This window comes from Deinococcota bacterium (genome assembly GCA_030858465.1).
Classification (GTDB): domain Bacteria; phylum Deinococcota; class Deinococci; order Deinococcales; family Trueperaceae; genus JALZLY01.
Genome location: JALZLY010000175.1, coordinates 1 through 16,239 on the forward strand (window position 1 = coordinate 1; position 16,239 = coordinate 16,239).

Annotated in this window: 16 protein-coding genes; 13 read left to right on the forward strand and 3 right to left on the reverse strand. The window is 67.9% G+C overall.

All coding sequences use genetic code 11. The annotated features are described in order from the left end of the window. On the forward strand, positions 1 to 873 hold an 873-nt coding region (locus M3498_08935), incomplete at its 5' end, for a hypothetical protein (GenBank protein MDQ3459404.1). A 19-nt stretch (positions 874 to 892) separates the two neighbouring features. Beyond that, positions 893 to 3,847, forward strand: coding sequence for an FAD-binding protein (locus M3498_08940; GenBank protein ID MDQ3459405.1), 2,955 nt, complete (start codon positions 893 to 895; stop codon positions 3,845 to 3,847). 12 nt (positions 3,848 to 3,859) lie between these two features. On the opposite strand, the gene M3498_08945 is transcribed toward M3498_08940, so the two are convergent. Continuing rightward, positions 3,860 to 4,732 carry an MFS transporter gene (locus tag M3498_08945; GenBank protein MDQ3459406.1) on the reverse strand — a complete coding sequence of 291 codons (873 nt, stop codon included), beginning with the start codon at positions 4,730 to 4,732 and terminating at the stop codon, positions 3,860 to 3,862. Positions 4,733 to 4,761: 29 nt separating this feature from the next. On the opposite strand from M3498_08945, the gene M3498_08950 reads away from it, so the two are divergent. Both M3498_08950 and M3498_08955 read left to right on the forward strand, forming a co-directional pair. Next, on the forward strand, positions 4,762 to 5,043 hold the full coding sequence (locus M3498_08950; protein MDQ3459407.1) for a type II toxin-antitoxin system RelE/ParE family toxin: 282 nt from the start codon (positions 4,762 to 4,764) through the stop codon (positions 5,041 to 5,043). A 10-nt stretch (positions 5,044 to 5,053) separates the two neighbouring features. Then, a complete protein-coding gene (locus M3498_08955) occupies positions 5,054 to 5,347 on the forward strand; it encodes a HigA family addiction module antitoxin (GenBank protein ID MDQ3459408.1) in 294 nt (97 codons plus the stop codon). A 387-nt stretch (positions 5,348 to 5,734) separates the two neighbouring features. Here M3498_08955 and M3498_08960 read toward each other — a convergent pair whose 3' ends face one another. Together M3498_08960 and M3498_08965 are read right to left on the reverse strand one after the other, a co-directional pair. After that, positions 5,735 to 6,097 (reverse strand): hypothetical protein, encoded by a 363-nt coding sequence (locus tag M3498_08960; GenBank protein MDQ3459409.1) that lies wholly within the window; start codon positions 6,095 to 6,097, stop codon positions 5,735 to 5,737. Between the two features lie 322 nt (positions 6,098 to 6,419). After that, positions 6,420 to 6,830 carry an HDIG domain-containing protein gene (locus M3498_08965; GenBank protein MDQ3459410.1) on the reverse strand — a complete coding sequence of 137 codons (411 nt, stop codon included), beginning with the start codon at positions 6,828 to 6,830 and terminating at the stop codon, positions 6,420 to 6,422. Positions 6,831 to 7,250: 420 nt separating this feature from the next. On the opposite strand from M3498_08965, the gene mraZ reads away from it, so the two are divergent. The 9 genes from mraZ to M3498_09010 form a co-directional block, all read left to right on the forward strand. Beyond that, on the forward strand, positions 7,251 to 7,679 hold the full coding sequence (gene mraZ, locus M3498_08970; protein MDQ3459411.1) for a division/cell wall cluster transcriptional repressor MraZ: 429 nt from the start codon (positions 7,251 to 7,253) through the stop codon (positions 7,677 to 7,679). A gap of 68 nt (positions 7,680 to 7,747) precedes the next feature. After that, the gene (rsmH, locus tag M3498_08975; protein ID MDQ3459412.1) at positions 7,748 to 8,620 is read left to right on the forward strand and encodes a 16S rRNA (cytosine(1402)-N(4))-methyltransferase RsmH; all 873 of its coding nucleotides are present in this window, start codon (positions 7,748 to 7,750) and stop codon (positions 8,618 to 8,620) included. 20 nt (positions 8,621 to 8,640) lie between these two features. Then, positions 8,641 to 8,937, forward strand: coding sequence for a hypothetical protein (locus tag M3498_08980; protein ID MDQ3459413.1), 297 nt, complete (start codon positions 8,641 to 8,643; stop codon positions 8,935 to 8,937). A gap of 146 nt (positions 8,938 to 9,083) precedes the next feature. Further along, positions 9,084 to 10,403: a penicillin-binding protein 2 gene (locus M3498_08985; GenBank protein ID MDQ3459414.1), complete on the forward strand. Its 1,320-nt coding sequence runs from the start codon at positions 9,084 to 9,086 to the stop codon at positions 10,401 to 10,403. Between the two features lie 117 nt (positions 10,404 to 10,520). After that, positions 10,521 to 11,876: a UDP-N-acetylmuramoyl-tripeptide--D-alanyl-D-alanine ligase gene (gene murF / locus M3498_08990; protein ID MDQ3459415.1), complete on the forward strand. Its 1,356-nt coding sequence runs from the start codon at positions 10,521 to 10,523 to the stop codon at positions 11,874 to 11,876. Then, positions 11,873 to 12,784, forward strand: a complete 912-nt coding sequence (locus M3498_08995; protein MDQ3459416.1) for a phospho-N-acetylmuramoyl-pentapeptide-transferase — start codon at positions 11,873 to 11,875, stop codon at positions 12,782 to 12,784. The genes murF and M3498_08995 overlap by 4 nt, the downstream gene beginning before the upstream one ends. A gap of 24 nt (positions 12,785 to 12,808) precedes the next feature. Next, complete coding sequence (murD, locus tag M3498_09000) at positions 12,809 to 14,197, forward strand: UDP-N-acetylmuramoyl-L-alanine--D-glutamate ligase (protein MDQ3459417.1); 1,389 nt, start codon at positions 12,809 to 12,811, stop codon at positions 14,195 to 14,197. After that, positions 14,188 to 15,252 (forward strand): FtsW/RodA/SpoVE family cell cycle protein, encoded by a 1,065-nt coding sequence (locus tag M3498_09005; GenBank protein ID MDQ3459418.1) that lies wholly within the window; start codon positions 14,188 to 14,190, stop codon positions 15,250 to 15,252. Before murD ends, M3498_09005 begins: the two co-directional genes overlap by 10 nt. Continuing rightward, positions 15,249 to 16,239: UDP-N-acetylglucosamine--N-acetylmuramyl-(pentapeptide) pyrophosphoryl-undecaprenol N-acetylglucosamine transferase (locus tag M3498_09010; protein ID MDQ3459419.1), on the forward strand; the 991-nt coding region annotated here is incomplete at its 3' end. The genes M3498_09005 and M3498_09010, both read left to right, overlap by 4 nt.

Below are 16,239 nucleotides of genomic sequence, written 5' to 3' on the forward strand. Positions count from 1 at the left end.
GGTCAGGGTGGCAGGCACCTGCAGCTCAGGTTGCCGTCCATCAAGGGCGTCGCCTGGTCGCAGGGCGCGCTCGCCCCGCGCTACAGCGGCGGCGGGAAGATCGACGCGGCGGTGAGCCTGCGCGAAAACGAGTGGAACGGCAAGACGACGATCGAGTTCGTGGCCGAGGTGCTGCGCCCCGCCGAGCCCTTTGGCTGGAGCGGCCTGGCGGGGAAGGAAGGGAGCTGGCCGGAAGGGATCAGTGGCGCGGAGGTGCGGCGCCTGCCGGCCGGCGACCCGCCCTCCGCCTCCTATCCCGGCCTGCACCTTTACGGCAAGGACCGTTATGCCAAGGAGCGTTATGCCAAGGACTGGAGCGAGCAGCTTCCCCGCTGGGAACCGGGCGAGCCCGCGCCCCCGGCCCTGCTGCTCACCGAGCTACCCCTGCACCCGGGGGCCCTGCGCGCTTGCGAAGCGCTCGAGACGCTCGTCAGCGAGAGCACGAGGCTGCTCTTCGCCCTGGACGCGGCGGCCCTAGCGGCCGTCGGGGAGAGGCTGGCGGCCTATCCGAGCCTGGGCGACCTGCGCCTGGCCTTCAGCCACCTGCGCGCGGGCCGCGACCTGCCCTTCGGCGAAAGCAAGAGGGCGCTTTGCCGGCGCGCGCTCGTCGAGCTCGGCCTCGTGGACGAGGCGGGCCGCGCCCGGCGCGGCGAGAGGCGCGACCCCTACGCCTCGCCGACCTTTCTCGGCGGCCAGATCGTGCGCTACCGCCTGCGGCACTTTCTGGACGCCTTTGAGCAGGCCGACGACGCCTCCTTTGCGCGCGCGGTGCAGGTGATGTTTGCCACGCCGGCCCCTGCACCCTCAGCTCAAGACGGCCGCGCGGGGGCGTGACATGGCGCATACTAAGCCTATGCCCAGCCTCGTAACCCCGCCCCTTTCCGCCCCGACGGCCGAGCGCACCCTCGAGCTGGAACGCATCGCCAACGAGCTCAAGTGGAAGGTCTCGGGCGAGGTCCGCTTCGACGCCACCGCCCGCGCTCTCTACAGCACCGACGCCAGCCCCTACGAGATCCGGCCCTACGGCGTCGTCCTGCCCAAGACCGTCGGAGACGTTTCGGTGGTGCTCGAGGTGGCCCGCCGCCACGGCCTGGCCGTCCTGCCGCGCGGCGGCGGCACCAGCCTGGCCGGGCAGACAGTCGCCGAGGCCATCGTCATCGACTTCTCGAAGTACATGGACGCGGTCTTGGACTTCAATCCCGAGGAAGGCTGGGTCAAGGTGCAGCCAGGGGTGGTGCGCGACAACCTGAACGCCTTTTTGGCTCCCTACCGCCTGCAGTTCACCCCCGACATCGCCACCAGCTCCCGCGCCTGTGTGGGCGGCATGGTCGCCAACAACTCCTCGGGAACGCGCAGCGTCCGCTACGGCAAAACGGTCGACCAGGTGATCGCCATGACGGTGATGCTCTATGACGGCACGGTCGCCGAACTCAAGGACGTGGGCGAGGCCGACCTCGAGGCCGCGCTGGCGCAAGAGGGACCCCTGGGCGACTTATGTCGCACCGTCCATAGCGTCGTGAGCGAGCACGAAGCCGAGATCGAAGCGCGCTTTCCCAAGGTCATGCGCCGGGTGGGCGGCTACAACTTAGACGAGTTCATCGGCGGCAAGCCCTTCAACCTCGCCAAGCTCGTCTGCGGCTCGGAGGGCACCTTGGCGGTCATCCTGGAGGTGACCCTCCGGCTCCATCCCGTTCCGAAGGCGCGCCTCCTGGCCCTCTTGCACTTCGACTCGCTGGTGAAATCCCTGGAGGCCGTCCGGCACATCAACCACCACGGGCCGACCGCGGTCGAGATCATGGACGAGACCCTGCTCGCTCTCGGCCACGAAAACCCGCACTTAGAGCCCCTCCTCAGTTGGCAGCAGGGCCAGCCCAAGGCCGTCCTCGTCGTCGAGTTCGACGGCGACTCCGAGGACGAGATGAACGGCAAGCTGGCGAGCATGGAACAAGACGCCGACATCGCCGCGCTCGCCTACGCCTGTCCGGTCGCCCGGAGTCCCCAGGGGCAGGCCGAGGTCTGGGAGTTCCGCAAGGGCGGCCTGGGCATCTTCGCGACGATGAAGGGCGACGCCAAACCGACCCCCTTTATCGAGGACGCCGCCGTCCCCGTCGAACACCTGCCCCACTACATCCCCGAGGTCGTCGCGCTCTGCGCGAGCTACGGCGTCAAGACCGTCATGTACGCCCACGCCTCGGTCGGCGTCTTGCACGTGCGCCCGGTCTTGGACCTCAAGACCCAGGAGGGCGTCGACCTCTACGCGGCCATCAGCCAGGGCGCCTTTGAGCTCGTGCAGAAGTACGGCGGCTCCTGGAGCGGCGAGCACGGCGACGGCCTCATCCGCAGCTACCAGAACAAGGCCCTCTTCGGCGAGGTCGTCTACGAGGACTTCTTGAGGATCAAGCGCGCCTTCGACCCCCTCAGCATCATGAACCCCGGCAAGATCGTGGGGGCGCCGCCCATGACCGAGAGCCTGCGCTACGGTGCTGGCTACAGGCTCGAGCCCGTCAACACCTTTTTCGACTTTTCGCGTGACGGCGGCTTCGGCGCGGCCGTCGAGCTCTGCAGCGGCGTCGGCCACTGCCGCAAGACCCTGTCGGGGACCATGTGCCCGAGCTACATGGCGACGCGCGACGAGGACCACTCGACCAGGGGCCGCGCCAACGTCCTGCGCGAGGCGCTGAGCGGCGGGCTGCCGGGCGGCCTCACCTCCAAAGAGGTCTACGGCGCCTTGGACCTCTGCCTCGAGTGCAAGGCCTGCAAAGCCGAGTGCCCCTCGCAGGTCGATATGGCCAAGCTCAAGTACGAGTTCCTGGCGCACTACCACGCCGCCCACGGCACGCCGCTGGGTGTGCGGGCGATGGGCTACGTCGCGGCCACCGCGCCCGTCGGCCGCCTCCTGGCGCCTATCGCCAACGCCGTCTTGCCCACGAAGCCCGTGCGCTGGGCCATCGAAAAGGCTATCGGCGTCGACCGCCGCCGGGTCATGCCCCTTTACGCCAACGCGTCTTTCGCGCAAACCTTCCGGCAGCGACCCGAGCGCGCAGAGGGCGGGAACCGGCCTGTCGTGGCCCTCTTCGCCGACACCTGGACGATGTTTCACGACCCCCACATCGGCACGGCGGCGGTCAACGTCTTGGAGGCCCTCGGCTACCGCGCCCTGCTCATCCCTTACGGCTGCTGTGGCCGCCCGCAGATCTCCAAGGGCCTGCTCAAGGAGGCCAAACGAACGGCACAGGCGCGCGTGAGAGCGCTCTACCCTTACGTCCAGCGCGGCGTGCCGGTGGTCGGGCTCGAGCCGTCTTGCGTCACCGCCTTTCAGGACGACTACCCGGACCTCATCCCCGGCGAGAAGACGAAGGCGGTGGCAGGGCACGTCAAGATGATCGACCAGTTTCTGGCCAAGGCGTGGAGTTCGGGCAAACTGGACCCGGCGGGGGTCTTTACCAAGAACGGCGCCAAGGACGGCGCCAAGGAAGGCCGGGCCATCATGTTCCACGGCCACTGCCAGCAAAAGGCCGTTATCGGCTCGAGGCCGTCCACCTCCGTGCTCGGCTGGATCTCGGACGACGTCAGGGAGATCGACTCGGGCTGCTGCGGCATGGCCGGATCGTTCGGCTACAGCCACTACGACCTGTCGATGGCGATCGGCGAGCGCCGCCTCTTTCCGGGCGTGCGCGCGCATGGGGGTACGGTCGTCGCTTGCGGCTTCTCCTGCCGCCATCAGATAAGGGACGGCACCGGCAAGGGGAGCCGGCATCTCGTCGAGGTGCTCGAGGAGGCACTAACCCCCTCAGAGTCGGCTCGATAGCGCATGGGCTCCTTAAAGCCGGACAAACCACCTCGCCCCGACCAGGAGCACGCCGAGACCCAGCAGCGCCCCCAAAGGGAACAGGAGGCTCACGTCATAAAGTTCGGCAAAGGCGCCGGCCAGAAACTGCGAAAGCGGGGACAAGCCGAACGACCCCACGAGGATCAGGCTCATCACCCGGCCCAGCAGCGCTTGTGAGGTGCGCAGTTGAATAAGCGTGATCAGCAGGATGTTCTGGATACCGGAGCCGATGCCTGCGGCAAACAGAAAGCCCAGGCTATAGAGCAGATTCGGCGCGACGCCCATGAGGCCCAGGCCGAGGTTGATCAGCACCGCGGCCCCCACGACCAGTTTGCCTTTGGCCTGGACCTTGCCCGTCAGCGCGGCGAGTGAAATCCCCATGAACGAGCCCAGACTGAACACGCCGGTGAGCAGGCCAAACGCGCTGGCGTCCAGACCGAAGGACTGACGAACGAGGACGGGGAGCCCGACGAAAAAGGGGCCGACGAAGCCGAGGTTGCCGACGGCGATGACGACGATGAGCCACTTCAGCACGGGATCGGCCCAAACGGTTCTGAAACCTTCCGCCAACTGCTGCACGAAGCCGGGGCGTCCCGCCGTCTCTTCCTGCGCCTGGAGGCGCACAAACAAGAGGACCGTCGCGGCGAGCGCATACGCGCAAGCAGCCGCTATAAGCGTAAGCTCACCTCCGACCACGCCCACGGCAACCCCGGCTAGGCCGGGGCCCAAGATGCCGAGCACCTGGGTGGCACCTTGAACCAGGCTGTTGGCGGAGGGCAGGGCTTCCTTGGCGACGATGCGGGGGATGATGGCTCCCTGAGCCGGGTAGTAAGAAAGTCGCCCATTCAGTTTAACGCTGGACATAATTAACGGATTGCGTTACTATCAGCACAGTGATCAAGTCGTTTGCAGACTCCGAAACCGAGAAGGTCTTTCACGGTCAAACATCTCGCAAGCTTCCGCCCGATATCCAACGCACCGCCGAGCGCAAACTCCGCTACCTGCACAATGCCCAGAACTTAAACGACTTGAGAGCACCGCCCGTCAACCGCCTCGAGAAACTTTCGGGAGACCGCCAAGGCCAGCACTCCATCCGCGTCAACGCTCAGTGGCGTATCTGCTTTATCTGGCAGGGCGGAAACGCAAAAAACGTTGAAATCACCGACTACCACTAAGGAGCTGATCATGAGAGAACGAAGCCCCATTCACCCCGGCGAGGTTTTGCTCGAGGATTTTCTCGTCCCTCTGGCACTGACCAAATACCGCCTTGCCAAAGATACTGGCGTACCCCCTACGCGCATTCAAGACATCTTGGGCGGCAAGCGCGGCATCAGCGCGGATACCGCGCTGCGCCTCAGCCGCTACTTTGGTACGAGCGCCGAGCTTTGGATGGGGCTACAGAGCGATTACGAGCTGGAGCGTGCCAAAATGGCGTTGGGGGAGGCGCTCGAGCAGGTCAAGCCAAGAAGTGCAGCTTAAGGGCTCGAGGCTTATCTATCCCCAACAGAACGCCCACATACTGTGCATCTCACAATAAATGAGCGAAACGCTTTCAGCCGATGAGAAGCTGGTGATAATCCTTGTCCGCCTCTGACGCTAATTTTCAGGGCATTACAAAGTGTTGTCATTTGCACCTTCATCAAAACTCGCTCATTTACTCAGGGACTCACTGTAGTCCAGGCGGTGTTGCCTATAATCCACTATAATCCATAAGCCATCTCAGCAGCTCTCTTCATTTGAAGGGTGTGCGTAAGTCCTAAGGAACAATGTGCTCGACCTCAAAGGGGAGGTTGAAGACCGCTTCAGGAGCATGGCAATACTCACAGCGGTGCAGTGCCCGTAACGCCACCCGCGCGTGGCGCGGGTTCACCCTTTAAGTTCGTCCGCAAGTGCGGCAGCCCGGTCCGCAGAAGCGCGCAACTCTGCTGCAACGAGTGCCTCTAGCTCAGCTTGCTCGTCAGCCGCCAAGGTTTCTCCCTTATCGCGCATCGCACGCCAGCGCCCCATCAGCTCAGCCAATCGCCGCTCCTGGAGCACGCCGAAAAAGCGGTCCGGACGGAAGCTCTGAACAACCACAAGCGTGCCAGCCTCGTCCTTGGATAATTGTGCCGTCAGCGCGTCCAACGCCTCACCTGCGGTTTTGCCCTGCGACTGCTTATCTCCGGCCACGGCACGGTAGGAGACAGCGCCTTCCTTGGCCTGTACGGGCAAGATTGCCACCTTTGTCATCCGTCATAACCTCCTATTGGTCATTCTAATGCCTACGGTCGTACCGTGCCTTCAGCGGCCTAGGCCCCCGTGCTCCCAATCCAAAAATCCACGTACCGGCCCTCCTAAATCCCCGTAGTTTCCATGTTGGCAGCTTTTCGCCGCTCCGCTAGAGTGACGGAGCGATCACAGTTATGCCGTGCAGGCCGAAAATTCCAAGCAAGGAGAAAGCTATGGACATTATCAAGGAGGCATTTCCAGAAGCACAGGCACAGGTCGAAAAGCGGCTCTTTGAAGTCATGGCTGCGGCAGAGGCGCAGGACGTAGAGCTTCTCGAGTCCTATCACCTGTGGGGCCCGAAGTTTAGCAAGTTCGACGATTGGGAGCCCTTGGAACGGCAGGACGCCGAGACGACCAAGAGGCTCGAGCACGAAAGGATGCGTTCGGCGTGGTAGGGGTGCAGCCGGACTTGTTCCCACCCGCCGACACTCAGCGGACCCGGCTTCTCCCAGACGCCGTTAGCGACGCCGACCCGGCCGAGGTCGTGCAAGAGCGCCGCCCGGCGCAAGGCCGCGACATCGGCTGCGGCAAAGCCCAGATTTCGCGCCGTGGCCTCGGCCAGTTCCGCCACGCTTCCGGAGCGGCCTCGCAGAAAGGGCGCCTTCAGGTCGGCCACGTAGGCAAAGGCTCCGGCCACCTCGTCGAGGCGCGTTGCCGATAGCCAGTGCTGCGGCTGCGGTTCGACCTCCACCACGGCGCGGCAGGCGTCCAGGAGCGCCAGTCCTCGAGGAGTTCCAGGCCGTGCTCGAGGAAGGCCGCCGCAACGTCGGGGTCGAGCGCCCCCCGCCATCCGCCGCACCGCCTCGAGTTCCTTTACATTCTAGATTACATTCTGGATCAAACGCAGCGTAGGGCCACTAGGCCCCCGCTAGTGCGGGTACTACGCGGCGGACGGCCTATCGTTTCGGCCCTACCCCCGTCGCCCGGCTCAGGTGGAGCCATGGTGGGGGACTTATGCTGGTTTTTTGATAGTTTAGGGGTAATCGTGGGAGACTGTGGGAATCTGTGGTAAAACTGTGTTAGAGTTCGATTAGCAAGAAAGGGACTGCTGATCGCACTCGAGGCTCCTTGAGGAGCTGAAGGCACGGCAGAGAAGGTGGGAGGTCGGTGGGAGATGCCATTTGGCGAATTTCAGTATTCGGTGGACGACAAGGGGCGCGTCATCGTCCCGCCACCGTTTCGCGAATTCGTCGAGGACGGCATGGTCGTCACCCGCGGCATGGAGGGTTGCCTCTACGTTTTTCCGCTGGCGGCCTGGCGCCGCATCGAGGAGCGGCTGACGGAATTACCCCTGACCGACCACGAGGCGCGCAACTTCGTGCGCTTTTTCTACTCCGGGGCGTCCAAGGCCAAGATCGACTCGGCCGGCCGCATCACCCTGCCCGCGACCCTGCGCATGTTCGCCGACCTCGCCACCAACGTGGTGGTGGCGGGCGCGCCCAATCGGCTGGAGATCTGGGACGAGGCGCGCTGGCTCTCCAACCTGACCGAGGTGCAGTCGAAGCCTCCCGCCCCCGAACTTCTGCGGGAACTCGTCGGATGAGCGAAACGGTGAACGAGGGTGTGAACGAGGGTGTGAACGAGGGTGTGGCCGCGCCTCACCTGCCCGTCATGGTCGCCGAGGTCATGGCAGCGCTGGCGGTCAAGCCGGGCGGCCTCTATATCGACGGCACCTTCGGCGCGGGCGGACACAGCCGCGCCATCCTGGCGGCGGGCGGTTCGGTCTTGGCTATCGACCGCGACCCGCTCGCCCGGGACTACGCAAGGGCGCTCAGCGACGAGGCCGGCGCCGAGGGCCGCCTGCGGCTCGCAGGGGGCAACTTCCGCGACCTCCGCGGCCACCTCATGGCCGCCCGGCTGGGGCGCGCCGACGGCATCCTTTTGGACCTGGGCCTGTCCTCGATGCATGTGGACCATCCGGAGCGGGGTTTCGCCTTTCGCCAGGAGGGCCCCCTCGACATGCGCATGGGCGGGGAGGGCGAGACGGCGGCGGAGGTAGTGAACACGTATGACGAGGCCGAGCTGGCGAGCATCATCTATCGCTACGGCGAGGAGCGCCACAGCCGGCGCGTCGCCAGGCGCATCGCCGAGGCTCGAGCCGAAAAGCCCATCGAGAGCACCACCGAACTCGCCGACATCGTGCGGCGCGCCTACCCTGCAGGACCTCGGCGCGACCATCCGGCGCGGCGCACCTTTCAGGCCTTGCGCATCCATGTGAACGACGAGCTAGGCGCGCTCGAGCAGGCGCTCGAGCAGGCCGAGGAGGTCTTGGCGCCGGGCGGGCGGCTGGTGGTCATCGCCTATCACTCGCTGGAGGACCGCATCGTCAAGCGCTTCCTGCGGGCGAGCACGAGGCTCGAGCCGCTGCACAAGCGCCCGCTGACGGCGACGGACGAGGAGATCGCCAGGAATCCGCGCGCCCGCAGCGCTAAGCTGCGCAGCGCTCAAAAGTCCCCGACGACGCCCGCGGAGGCCAGGCCGTGAGCAGCCTTTTGAAATGCCTGATGCTCCTCTATCTCACGCTGCTTCTCGTCCTCGCCGCGCTCGGCGCCCACAACCAGGCGCTGCACGCCGAGCGCCTCGCCCTCCTCAACCTCAAGGCCCAGCGCGAGCTCGAGCGCGTCGAGCTGCGCGGCCGCAGCGCCGTCATCACCGGCCCGATGGCGGTGCGCGCCTGGGCGCTGTCGCGCGGCATGGTCCCGGTGCCGCAACTGAGCGAGGCCGCCACCGTCATGAAGCTGAACCCGCCGGTGATGGCGGTTCCCAAAACAGGATTGGAGATTGTCACGGTATGGCGCTAGAGACGCGAAGACAGCCCCAGCGAGGCCAGCCCAAACGAGGTCTGACGAAACGAGGTCTGACGAAACGAGGCCAACCGGAAAGAGGCCAAGAGACGCAAGAACAAACGACCCTGACGCTCAAGCGGGGGGGCGCGCTGGTCATCTTTATGCTGCTGCCCCTCCTCGTCGCCCTCTACGGCTTTGCCGACCTGCAAAAGGGCCTGCCGCAGTGGCCGACCGCCCTGGCCGAGGCGCCCAGGCGGGGTTCGATCAAGGCCGCCGACGGCACCATCTTCGCCGAGGGCCGCGTCGATCACCGCCGCTACCCGCAGGGCAGGCTGGGCGCGCACGTCGTGGGCTTTTCGGGCGCGCTTCAGCCCGACGGCGCCTACGGTTTGGAGGGCCTCGAGCGCTCCCTGGACGGGGTCTTGCAAAGCGGCCAGGACGTGACCATCACCATCGACCCGACGCTCCAGGCGGTCGCCCAGGCCGAACTCGGCAAGGCGGCCAGGGCGCGCAAGGCCTGGAACGGCGCGCTGATCGCCATCGAGAGCGGCAGCGGCCGCATCCTGGCGGCGGCGTCCTACCCCGAATACGACCCCAACCAGTTCAGGACGGTCACGAGCCGCGAGACCATGACCAACCGCGCCTTTTTGGATCAGGTCGAGCCCGGCTCGACGGTCAAGCCGCTCATCATAGCGGCGCTCATGCAGGAGGGCCGCTTGGGCGCCGGCGAGGTCATCGAGGCCGGGAGCAGCCTCCAGGTGGGCTGGCACACCTTCCGCAACGCGCTCGAGCACCCGCCGGAAGTGAGCGTCGCGGATATTCTTCGCTTTTCCAGCAACGTCGGCGCCATCACCCTGGCGCAGCGCTTCAGCTCGCAAGAGCTCTTTTTGTGGCTGCGCCACTGGGGCTTCGGCGAGGATCCGCGCGTGTCCTACACCAGCGCCCGCCGCGGCCAGGTCAACCCCTGGGAAGCTTGGGTGCCGCAGGACCACGCCGCCACCAGCATCGGCTACAGCATGTCGGCCACCGCCTTGCAACTCGCCGCCGCCTACTCGGTCTTCGCCAACGACGGCCTCTACATTCGGCCCCGGCTCATCGAGGACGGCGGCGAGCCCGAGGTTAAGCGCATCCTCTCGGCGAACGTGGCTAAGGCCGTGCGCGGCATGCTCGAGGGCGTGGTCGAGAGCGGCGAGGCGCGCCGCGCCAAGATTCCCGGCATCCCCGTCGCGGGCAAGACGGGCACGGGGCAAATCTACCTGGACGGGAGCTACTCGAGGACCGCCTACACCACCTCCTTCGCGGGCATCTTTCCCGCCGACGACCCCAGGGTGACCGTCGTCGTCTACCTGCAGGGCGCTGAGGGGCCGCCTAGCGAACTCTACGGCTCCTTGATCGCCGCGCCCATCTTCCAGGCCTTTGGCTCCGAGGCGGTGGCGCTCTGGGGCATGCCGCCCAAGACCGCGGGCTACGCCAACCACTAGCCTAAGCCTGTTGATATAGTGTACTATTGTGTATGGTGTGTAAGATGTGTAAAAGGTCTCGTTCGAGACTGGGATAAGGAACGGGATAAGGAATAGGAATAAGGAATGAGGACGGCCTTGCTCGAGGGAGTCACGAAAAGGGATGCGGCACAGGTTGGGGCGCTCTTGGAGCCGGCGCGCCTGGCCGCGCTCGCCGGCGTCGGGTCACAGCAGGGGGTCCAGGAGGGGGTATGGCCGCCGGGAAGCGGCGTCAGCTTCCACTCGGGCCGCGTACAGCCCGGCGACGTCTTTTTTGCCCTGCCGGGGCAGGCGGCGCACGGCATCGCGTTTGCGGGCGCCGCCCTAGCGGCCGGTGCGGCCTTCATGGTCTCGGACCGGCCTCACCCGCGGGGACTGCTGGTGCCGGACCCGGCAGGATTGTTGCTCAGGCTGGGCCGCGAGGCCAGAGCCTGCCTGACGGGTCCGGTCGTCGGCATCACCGGCTCGGCGGGCAAGACGAGCACCAAGGCGATGGTCGCCGCCGCCCTGGGCGCGCCCTCGAGCCCCGGCAACTTCAACACCCCGCTGGCCTTGGCGCAGGTGCTGGTAGGGGCGGCCCTGCGCGGGCGCTCCGAGGAGGCATTGGTGCTCGAGCTGGGCATCGACCACAGCGGCGAGATGGACGCGCTCCTCACCCTCGTCAAGCCGACCCATGCGCTCCTCACGCTCATCGGCGCCAGCCACCTGAGCGGCCTGGGCAGCGTAGCGGAGGTCGCCCGCGAGAAGGGCAAGCTCCTGCGCGCCGCCCCCGTCCGGCTCGCCCACGCGAGCACGCGCAGGCAGCTAAAGGGCGTGACGGAGGTGCGCTTTTACGGTCTGGACGACGAGGCCGGCGACCTCGACTTCAGCGGCCGGATCCTTGCGGCGACGGCCGAGCGCCAGGAGCTCGAGGTCTTTGGCCGGCGCGTCGCCCTTCCCTACCCCGGTAGGCCGATGGCCGCCAACGCGGTCGCCGCCATGAGCCTGGCTAGGCTGCTGGAGCGCGACCTGGACGCGGCGGCCGCGCGCCTCGCGGTGTTGCGCCTCGAGCCCGGCCGGCTCGAGGTTCGCCACTGCCAGGGCTTCACCCTGATCGACGACGCCTACAACAGCAACCCGGCCTCGGCGCGGGCCGCGCTCGAGGTCTTGGCCGCCTTTCCCCGACCGCACAGCGCCATCCTCGGCGACATGCTCGAGCTCGGCGCGCGCTCGGCGGGCCTGCACCGCGCCCTCGGCGCGGCGACCCGCGGGCTCGACCGGCTCTACACCGTGGGAGCAGCGGCGCATGGTATCGGCGCGGGGAGGGAGCACGCGCGGCACTTCAGCACCGTCGAAAGCTTGATCGAGGCGCTGGCGCGCGAGACGCTCACCGGCACGGTGCTCGTCAAGGCCTCGCGGGGCATGAGGCTCGAGCGCGTGGTGCGTGAGCTTACCAGACAGGGTGAGCGCGCGTGACCCTCGCCCTCGCGCTCGCCCTGTCGCTCCTGGCGGTCGGCGCCTTTGTCCAGCTCGCCAAGGGCTACGGCTGGGGCAAGGCGATCCGCCAGGGCGGCCCCCAGAGCCACCGCCGCAAGGAGGGCACGCCGACGATGGCCGGCATCGCCTTTCTCGCGGCGGCGACGCTGGCCTATCTGATCATCGGGCCGCTCGAGCCGGACGGGCTGGCGGTCCTCGGCCTCACCTTGACGGTCGGCCTGCTCGGCTGGTACGACGACTACCTGGCCCTAAAGCGCAAGGACGCGGCGGTCACGGGCGGCGACAGCACCACCGGCCTCCTGGCCCGCTACCGCCTCGCCCTGCAGCTCCTCTTCGCCTCCGGCTTCGCGGTCTACGCCGTGAGCGCGGGGCACGCCCTCTTCGGCTTGGGCTGGCTCGACGCGCTCGTCTACAGCCTGGTCATCGCCGGCACCATCAACGCGGTCAACTTCAGCGACGGCTTGGATGGGCTGGCCGCTGGCATGGTGGTCATCATCCTCCTGCCCTTTTTGGCCCTGCCCTGGGCGGCGGCGCTGGTCGGCGCGCTCTTGGGCTTTCTCTGGTACAACGCCCGCCCCGCTCGCGCCTTTATGGGCGGGGTGGGTTCGGAGGCCCTGGGCGCCGCCGTCGCCGGCCTGGCCATCCTCTCGGGCTGGCTGTGGTGGCTGCCCCTTATCGCCCTGATGCCCATGCTCGAGGTCGTCTCGGTCATGGTCCAGGTAGCCTACTTTCGCTTCAGCGGCGGCAAGCGCCTCCTCAGGATGGCCCCGCTGCACCACCACTTCGAGCTCTCGGGCTGGCCCGAAACCAAGGTCGTCACCCGCTTCTGGCTGCTAACCGCCGCCTGCGTCGGCGTCGCCTGGTCCTTGCGGGGGGGCGCGGCGTGAGGACTGGCGCGTGAGGGGTAGCGCGTGAGGGTGCTCGTCTACGGCCTGGGCCGCAGCGGCGGGGCGGTGAGCCGCCTCTTGCGGCGGCAGGGGCACGAGGTCCTCCTCTTCGACCGCGCGCCCGACGGAGCGCAGCTCGCCGAGCTGATCGGTCTCGGCTGCCGCCCCGTCAGCGACGTTCACGGCAGCGAGGCCGAGCTCTGCGTCGCCGCGCCGGGCGTCGCCTGGGACCACCCCGACCTCGCCGCCTTGCGGGCACGCGGTCTGGAAACCATCGGCGAGGTCGAGTGGGTCTACCGGACCATCTCCACGGGCGTGCCCACAGGCATTTCCACGGGCATTCCCACGGACTTCGTCGGCGTGACGGGGACGGCGGGCAAGGGCACCGTGACGCGCTGGCTGACGGTGGTCTTGGAGCGCGCGGGCATAGCGGCGCGCGCCGGGGGCAACATCGACCCGGCCCTCGCGGAGGTGGCCGAAGCCGGGGTGACGCTCGTCACCGAGCTGTCGTCGTTTATGCTCGAGCGCTGCCCCACCTTGAAGCCCAGGGTCGCGGTCATCTTAAACCTCGGCGTCGACCACTTGGACCGCCACGGCAGCGTCGCGGCCTACCACGCCGCCAAAGGCAAGCTGCTCGACAACTTAGACGAGACGAGCACCTTCGTCTACAACGCCGACGACCCCATCCTGCCGGGCTGGGCGGCAGCCTGCCCGGCCCACGCGCTGGGCTACTCGCTCGAAGGGCCGGCCCAGGCGCACCTTCAAGGCGGCTGGCTCCACCTCCGCGGCGTCAAGCTGGTAGAGACCGGCAAGCTCCGGCTGCGGGGAAGCCATAACCACGGCAACGCCTTAGCCGTAGCCCTGGCGGCCGCGGCGCTTGGCTTGAACCACCGGGCCATCGCCGCAGGACTGCCGCACTTCGGCGGCCTGCCCGGCCGCTACAGCCTCATCGGCAAGGTCGGCGGGGTGAGTTTCGTCGAGGACTCCATCGCCACCCGCGGCCTGGCGGTCAGGGCGGCGCTGGCGTCCACCCCCGCTCCCATCGTCTGGATCGGCGGCGGCCTGGATAAGGGCGCCGACTTCGAGCCGCTCGAAGGGCTGGTGCGCGCCAAGGTGGCGCTCTTTATCGGCGTCGGCGCGGCCGGACCCGCCTTTGCCGAGCGGCTGGGCGGCCTGACCCGGACGCTGGTCATGTCCGAGCTGTCGGGCCGTGAAGCGCTCAGGCGCGCCTGCGCCGAGGCCCTGGCCTTTTGCCACGCGGAGAGGCTGGGGGGCGCCACCGTGCTCTTTTCCCCGCTCGCCGCTTCCTTCGACCAGTTCAGGGACTACGCCGAGCGGGCAAGGGTCTTTCGCGAGGTGGTGGCGTCGCTGGGGGCGCTCAGAGAAAACGAGGAGGCGCCGGCGTGGACCTGATCCTGCTCTTCAGCCAGCTCACGCTCTTGGCCTTGGGCGTCCTGGGGGTAAGCGCCGCCGATCCCGGCAGCGGGCTCGAGCAGGCCTCGCGGGCGCTCATCTGCCTCGTCGTCACCGTCCTCGTCACCCTGGTGCCGCCCCGCACCGTCGTCCGCTTCAGCCCGCTCATCTATGTCCTCACGCTGGCCCTCTTGGTGGCGGTGCTCTTCGTCGGCGTCGCGCCCGGCGGCAGCTCGAGCCGGCGCTGGCTCTTGCTGGGCGGCTTCACCCTGCAGCCCTCGGAGCTGATGAAGGTCGCCGTCATCGCCTACCTGGCGGGGTTTTTCTACCGGCACCTGGGCGACTGGCAGCTGTGGCGGCCGATGGTCGTGGTCGGGCTCGCCGCCGGGGCCATCGTCGCCGAGCCCGACGTCAGCACCGCGGCCTTCTTGTTCATGCTGGCCTTCGCCGTCATGCTGGCGGCGGGCACCACGCTGCTCAGGCTGGTCAGCATCACCACCGCCGCGGCGCTCATCGCCGTGCTCTTCGCCGGGCCTTATCTGAGCCAGTTCAGCTACATCGGCAACCGCATCTCGGGCTTCCAGGACCTCTGGGGCGACCGCAGCGAGACGGCCACGCTCTCCTACCAGGCGAGCCAGGCGCAGCGCAGCCTGGTGGCGGCGGGCGTCTTCGGCCTGGGCCCGGGCCGGCCGCTGCGCCATGTGCCCGAGGCGCATACCGACATGGTGGCGATCTCGGTGGCGCACAGCCTGGGCTTCTTGGGCGTCGTCACCATGATAGGGCTCTTTTTCGTCATCGCCGCGCGCGGCATGCGGCTGGCCTCGGCCCTGAGCGGGCCGGGGGCGCTCCTGGCCTTTGGGGCGACGGCCTACCTCTGCGGGCAGGCGGCCCTCAACCTGCTCGTCGCGGTGGGCCTCTTCCCGGTCACCGGCATCCCGCTGCCCTTCGTCTCCTACGGCTTCAACGCGATGCTGTCGGCGTCGATCGCCATCGGCTTCATCCACAGCGGCTACCGGCAGCTCAGGCGCGAGGAGCGCGAGGGGGCAGCCGCGTGAAGAGCGAGGGCGTGAGGGTCCTGCTCGCCACCGGCGGCAGCGGCGGCCACATCTACCCGGCCCTGGCCGTGGCGGGCGAACTCGAGCGGCGCGGCGCGGAGGCCGTCTTCGTGGGCCAGGCGCGGGGCATGGAGGCGCGCCTCGTCGGCGAGACGCCTTACGCCTTTTACGGGGTGCGCGCGGGCAAGTGGGACCGCACCAAGCCCGACCCGCGCCAGGCCTGGCAGGCCGTCATGGGTGTGGGGGACGCCTACCGAATCGTCAAGCGTCTCAGACCGCAGGTCGCCCTGGGCTTCGGCGGCTTTGCCTCCTTTCCGGGCCTCGCCGGCGCCCTGCGCTCGGGCGTGCCCTTCGCCCTTCACGAGCAGAACGCCTTTCCCGGCCGGGTGACGCGCTGGCTGCAGGGGCGCGCCCGGCTCATCGCCACCGCGCAAGCCGAGGTGCATGCCAGGCTGCCCCGCGCCAGGAGGCTCGAGCACGTCGGCATGCCCATCCGGGAGATCCGTGTGCCGCGCCGTGAGGCGCGGGCGCAACTCGGCCTAGCCGAGGACGGCAAGCTCGCCTTGGTCATGGGAGGCAGCCAGGGCTCGCTCAGCCTCAACCGGGCGGTGCCGGCGGCCTACCGGGGGCTCCCGCCCGAAGCCAGAGAGGACCTCACCGTGCTGCACAGCAGCGGCCCGCGCTGGGAGGACGGTCTCACGGAAAAAGTCGCCGACCTGCCCCACTACCACGTGAGCGGCTGGGTCGATTCGGTCCTCGCCTGGTCGGCGGCGGACCTCGCCATCACTCGAGCAGGCACCGGCACGCTCGCCGAGGCGGCCTTTCACGGCGTGCCGCTGCTGATGGTGCCCCTGCCCTGGGCCGCCGAGGACCACCAGACCCACAACGCCCGCGCCGTGGCGGCGGCGGGCGCGGGCCGAATAGTGAGCGAGCGGGAGCTGGGCACTCTGGCGGCGCAGTGGCAGGCCCTCTTGGATGATAGAGTGC

Bases quoted from the DNA above. Each gene is read 5' to 3' on its own strand.
- M3498_08960 (MDQ3459409.1), bottom strand. From the start codon at position 6,097: ATGACAAAGGTGGCAATCTTGCCCGTACAGGCCAAGGAAGGCGCTGTC.
- M3498_08985 (MDQ3459414.1), top strand. From the start codon at position 9,084: ATGCTGCTGCCCCTCCTCGTCGCCCTCTACGGCTTTGCCGACCTGCAA.
- M3498_08940 (MDQ3459405.1), top strand. From the start codon at position 893: ATGCCCAGCCTCGTAACCCCGCCCCTTTCCGCCCCGACGGCCGAGCGC.
- rsmH (MDQ3459412.1), top strand. From the start codon at position 7,748: ATGGTCGCCGAGGTCATGGCAGCGCTGGCGGTCAAGCCGGGCGGCCTC.
- mraZ (MDQ3459411.1), top strand. From the start codon at position 7,251: ATGCCATTTGGCGAATTTCAGTATTCGGTGGACGACAAGGGGCGCGTC.
- M3498_08955 (MDQ3459408.1), top strand. From the start codon at position 5,054: ATGAGAGAACGAAGCCCCATTCACCCCGGCGAGGTTTTGCTCGAGGAT.
- M3498_08945 (MDQ3459406.1), bottom strand. From the start codon at position 4,732: ATGTCCAGCGTTAAACTGAATGGGCGACTTTCTTACTACCCGGCTCAG.
- M3498_08980 (MDQ3459413.1), top strand. From the start codon at position 8,641: ATGCTCCTCTATCTCACGCTGCTTCTCGTCCTCGCCGCGCTCGGCGCC.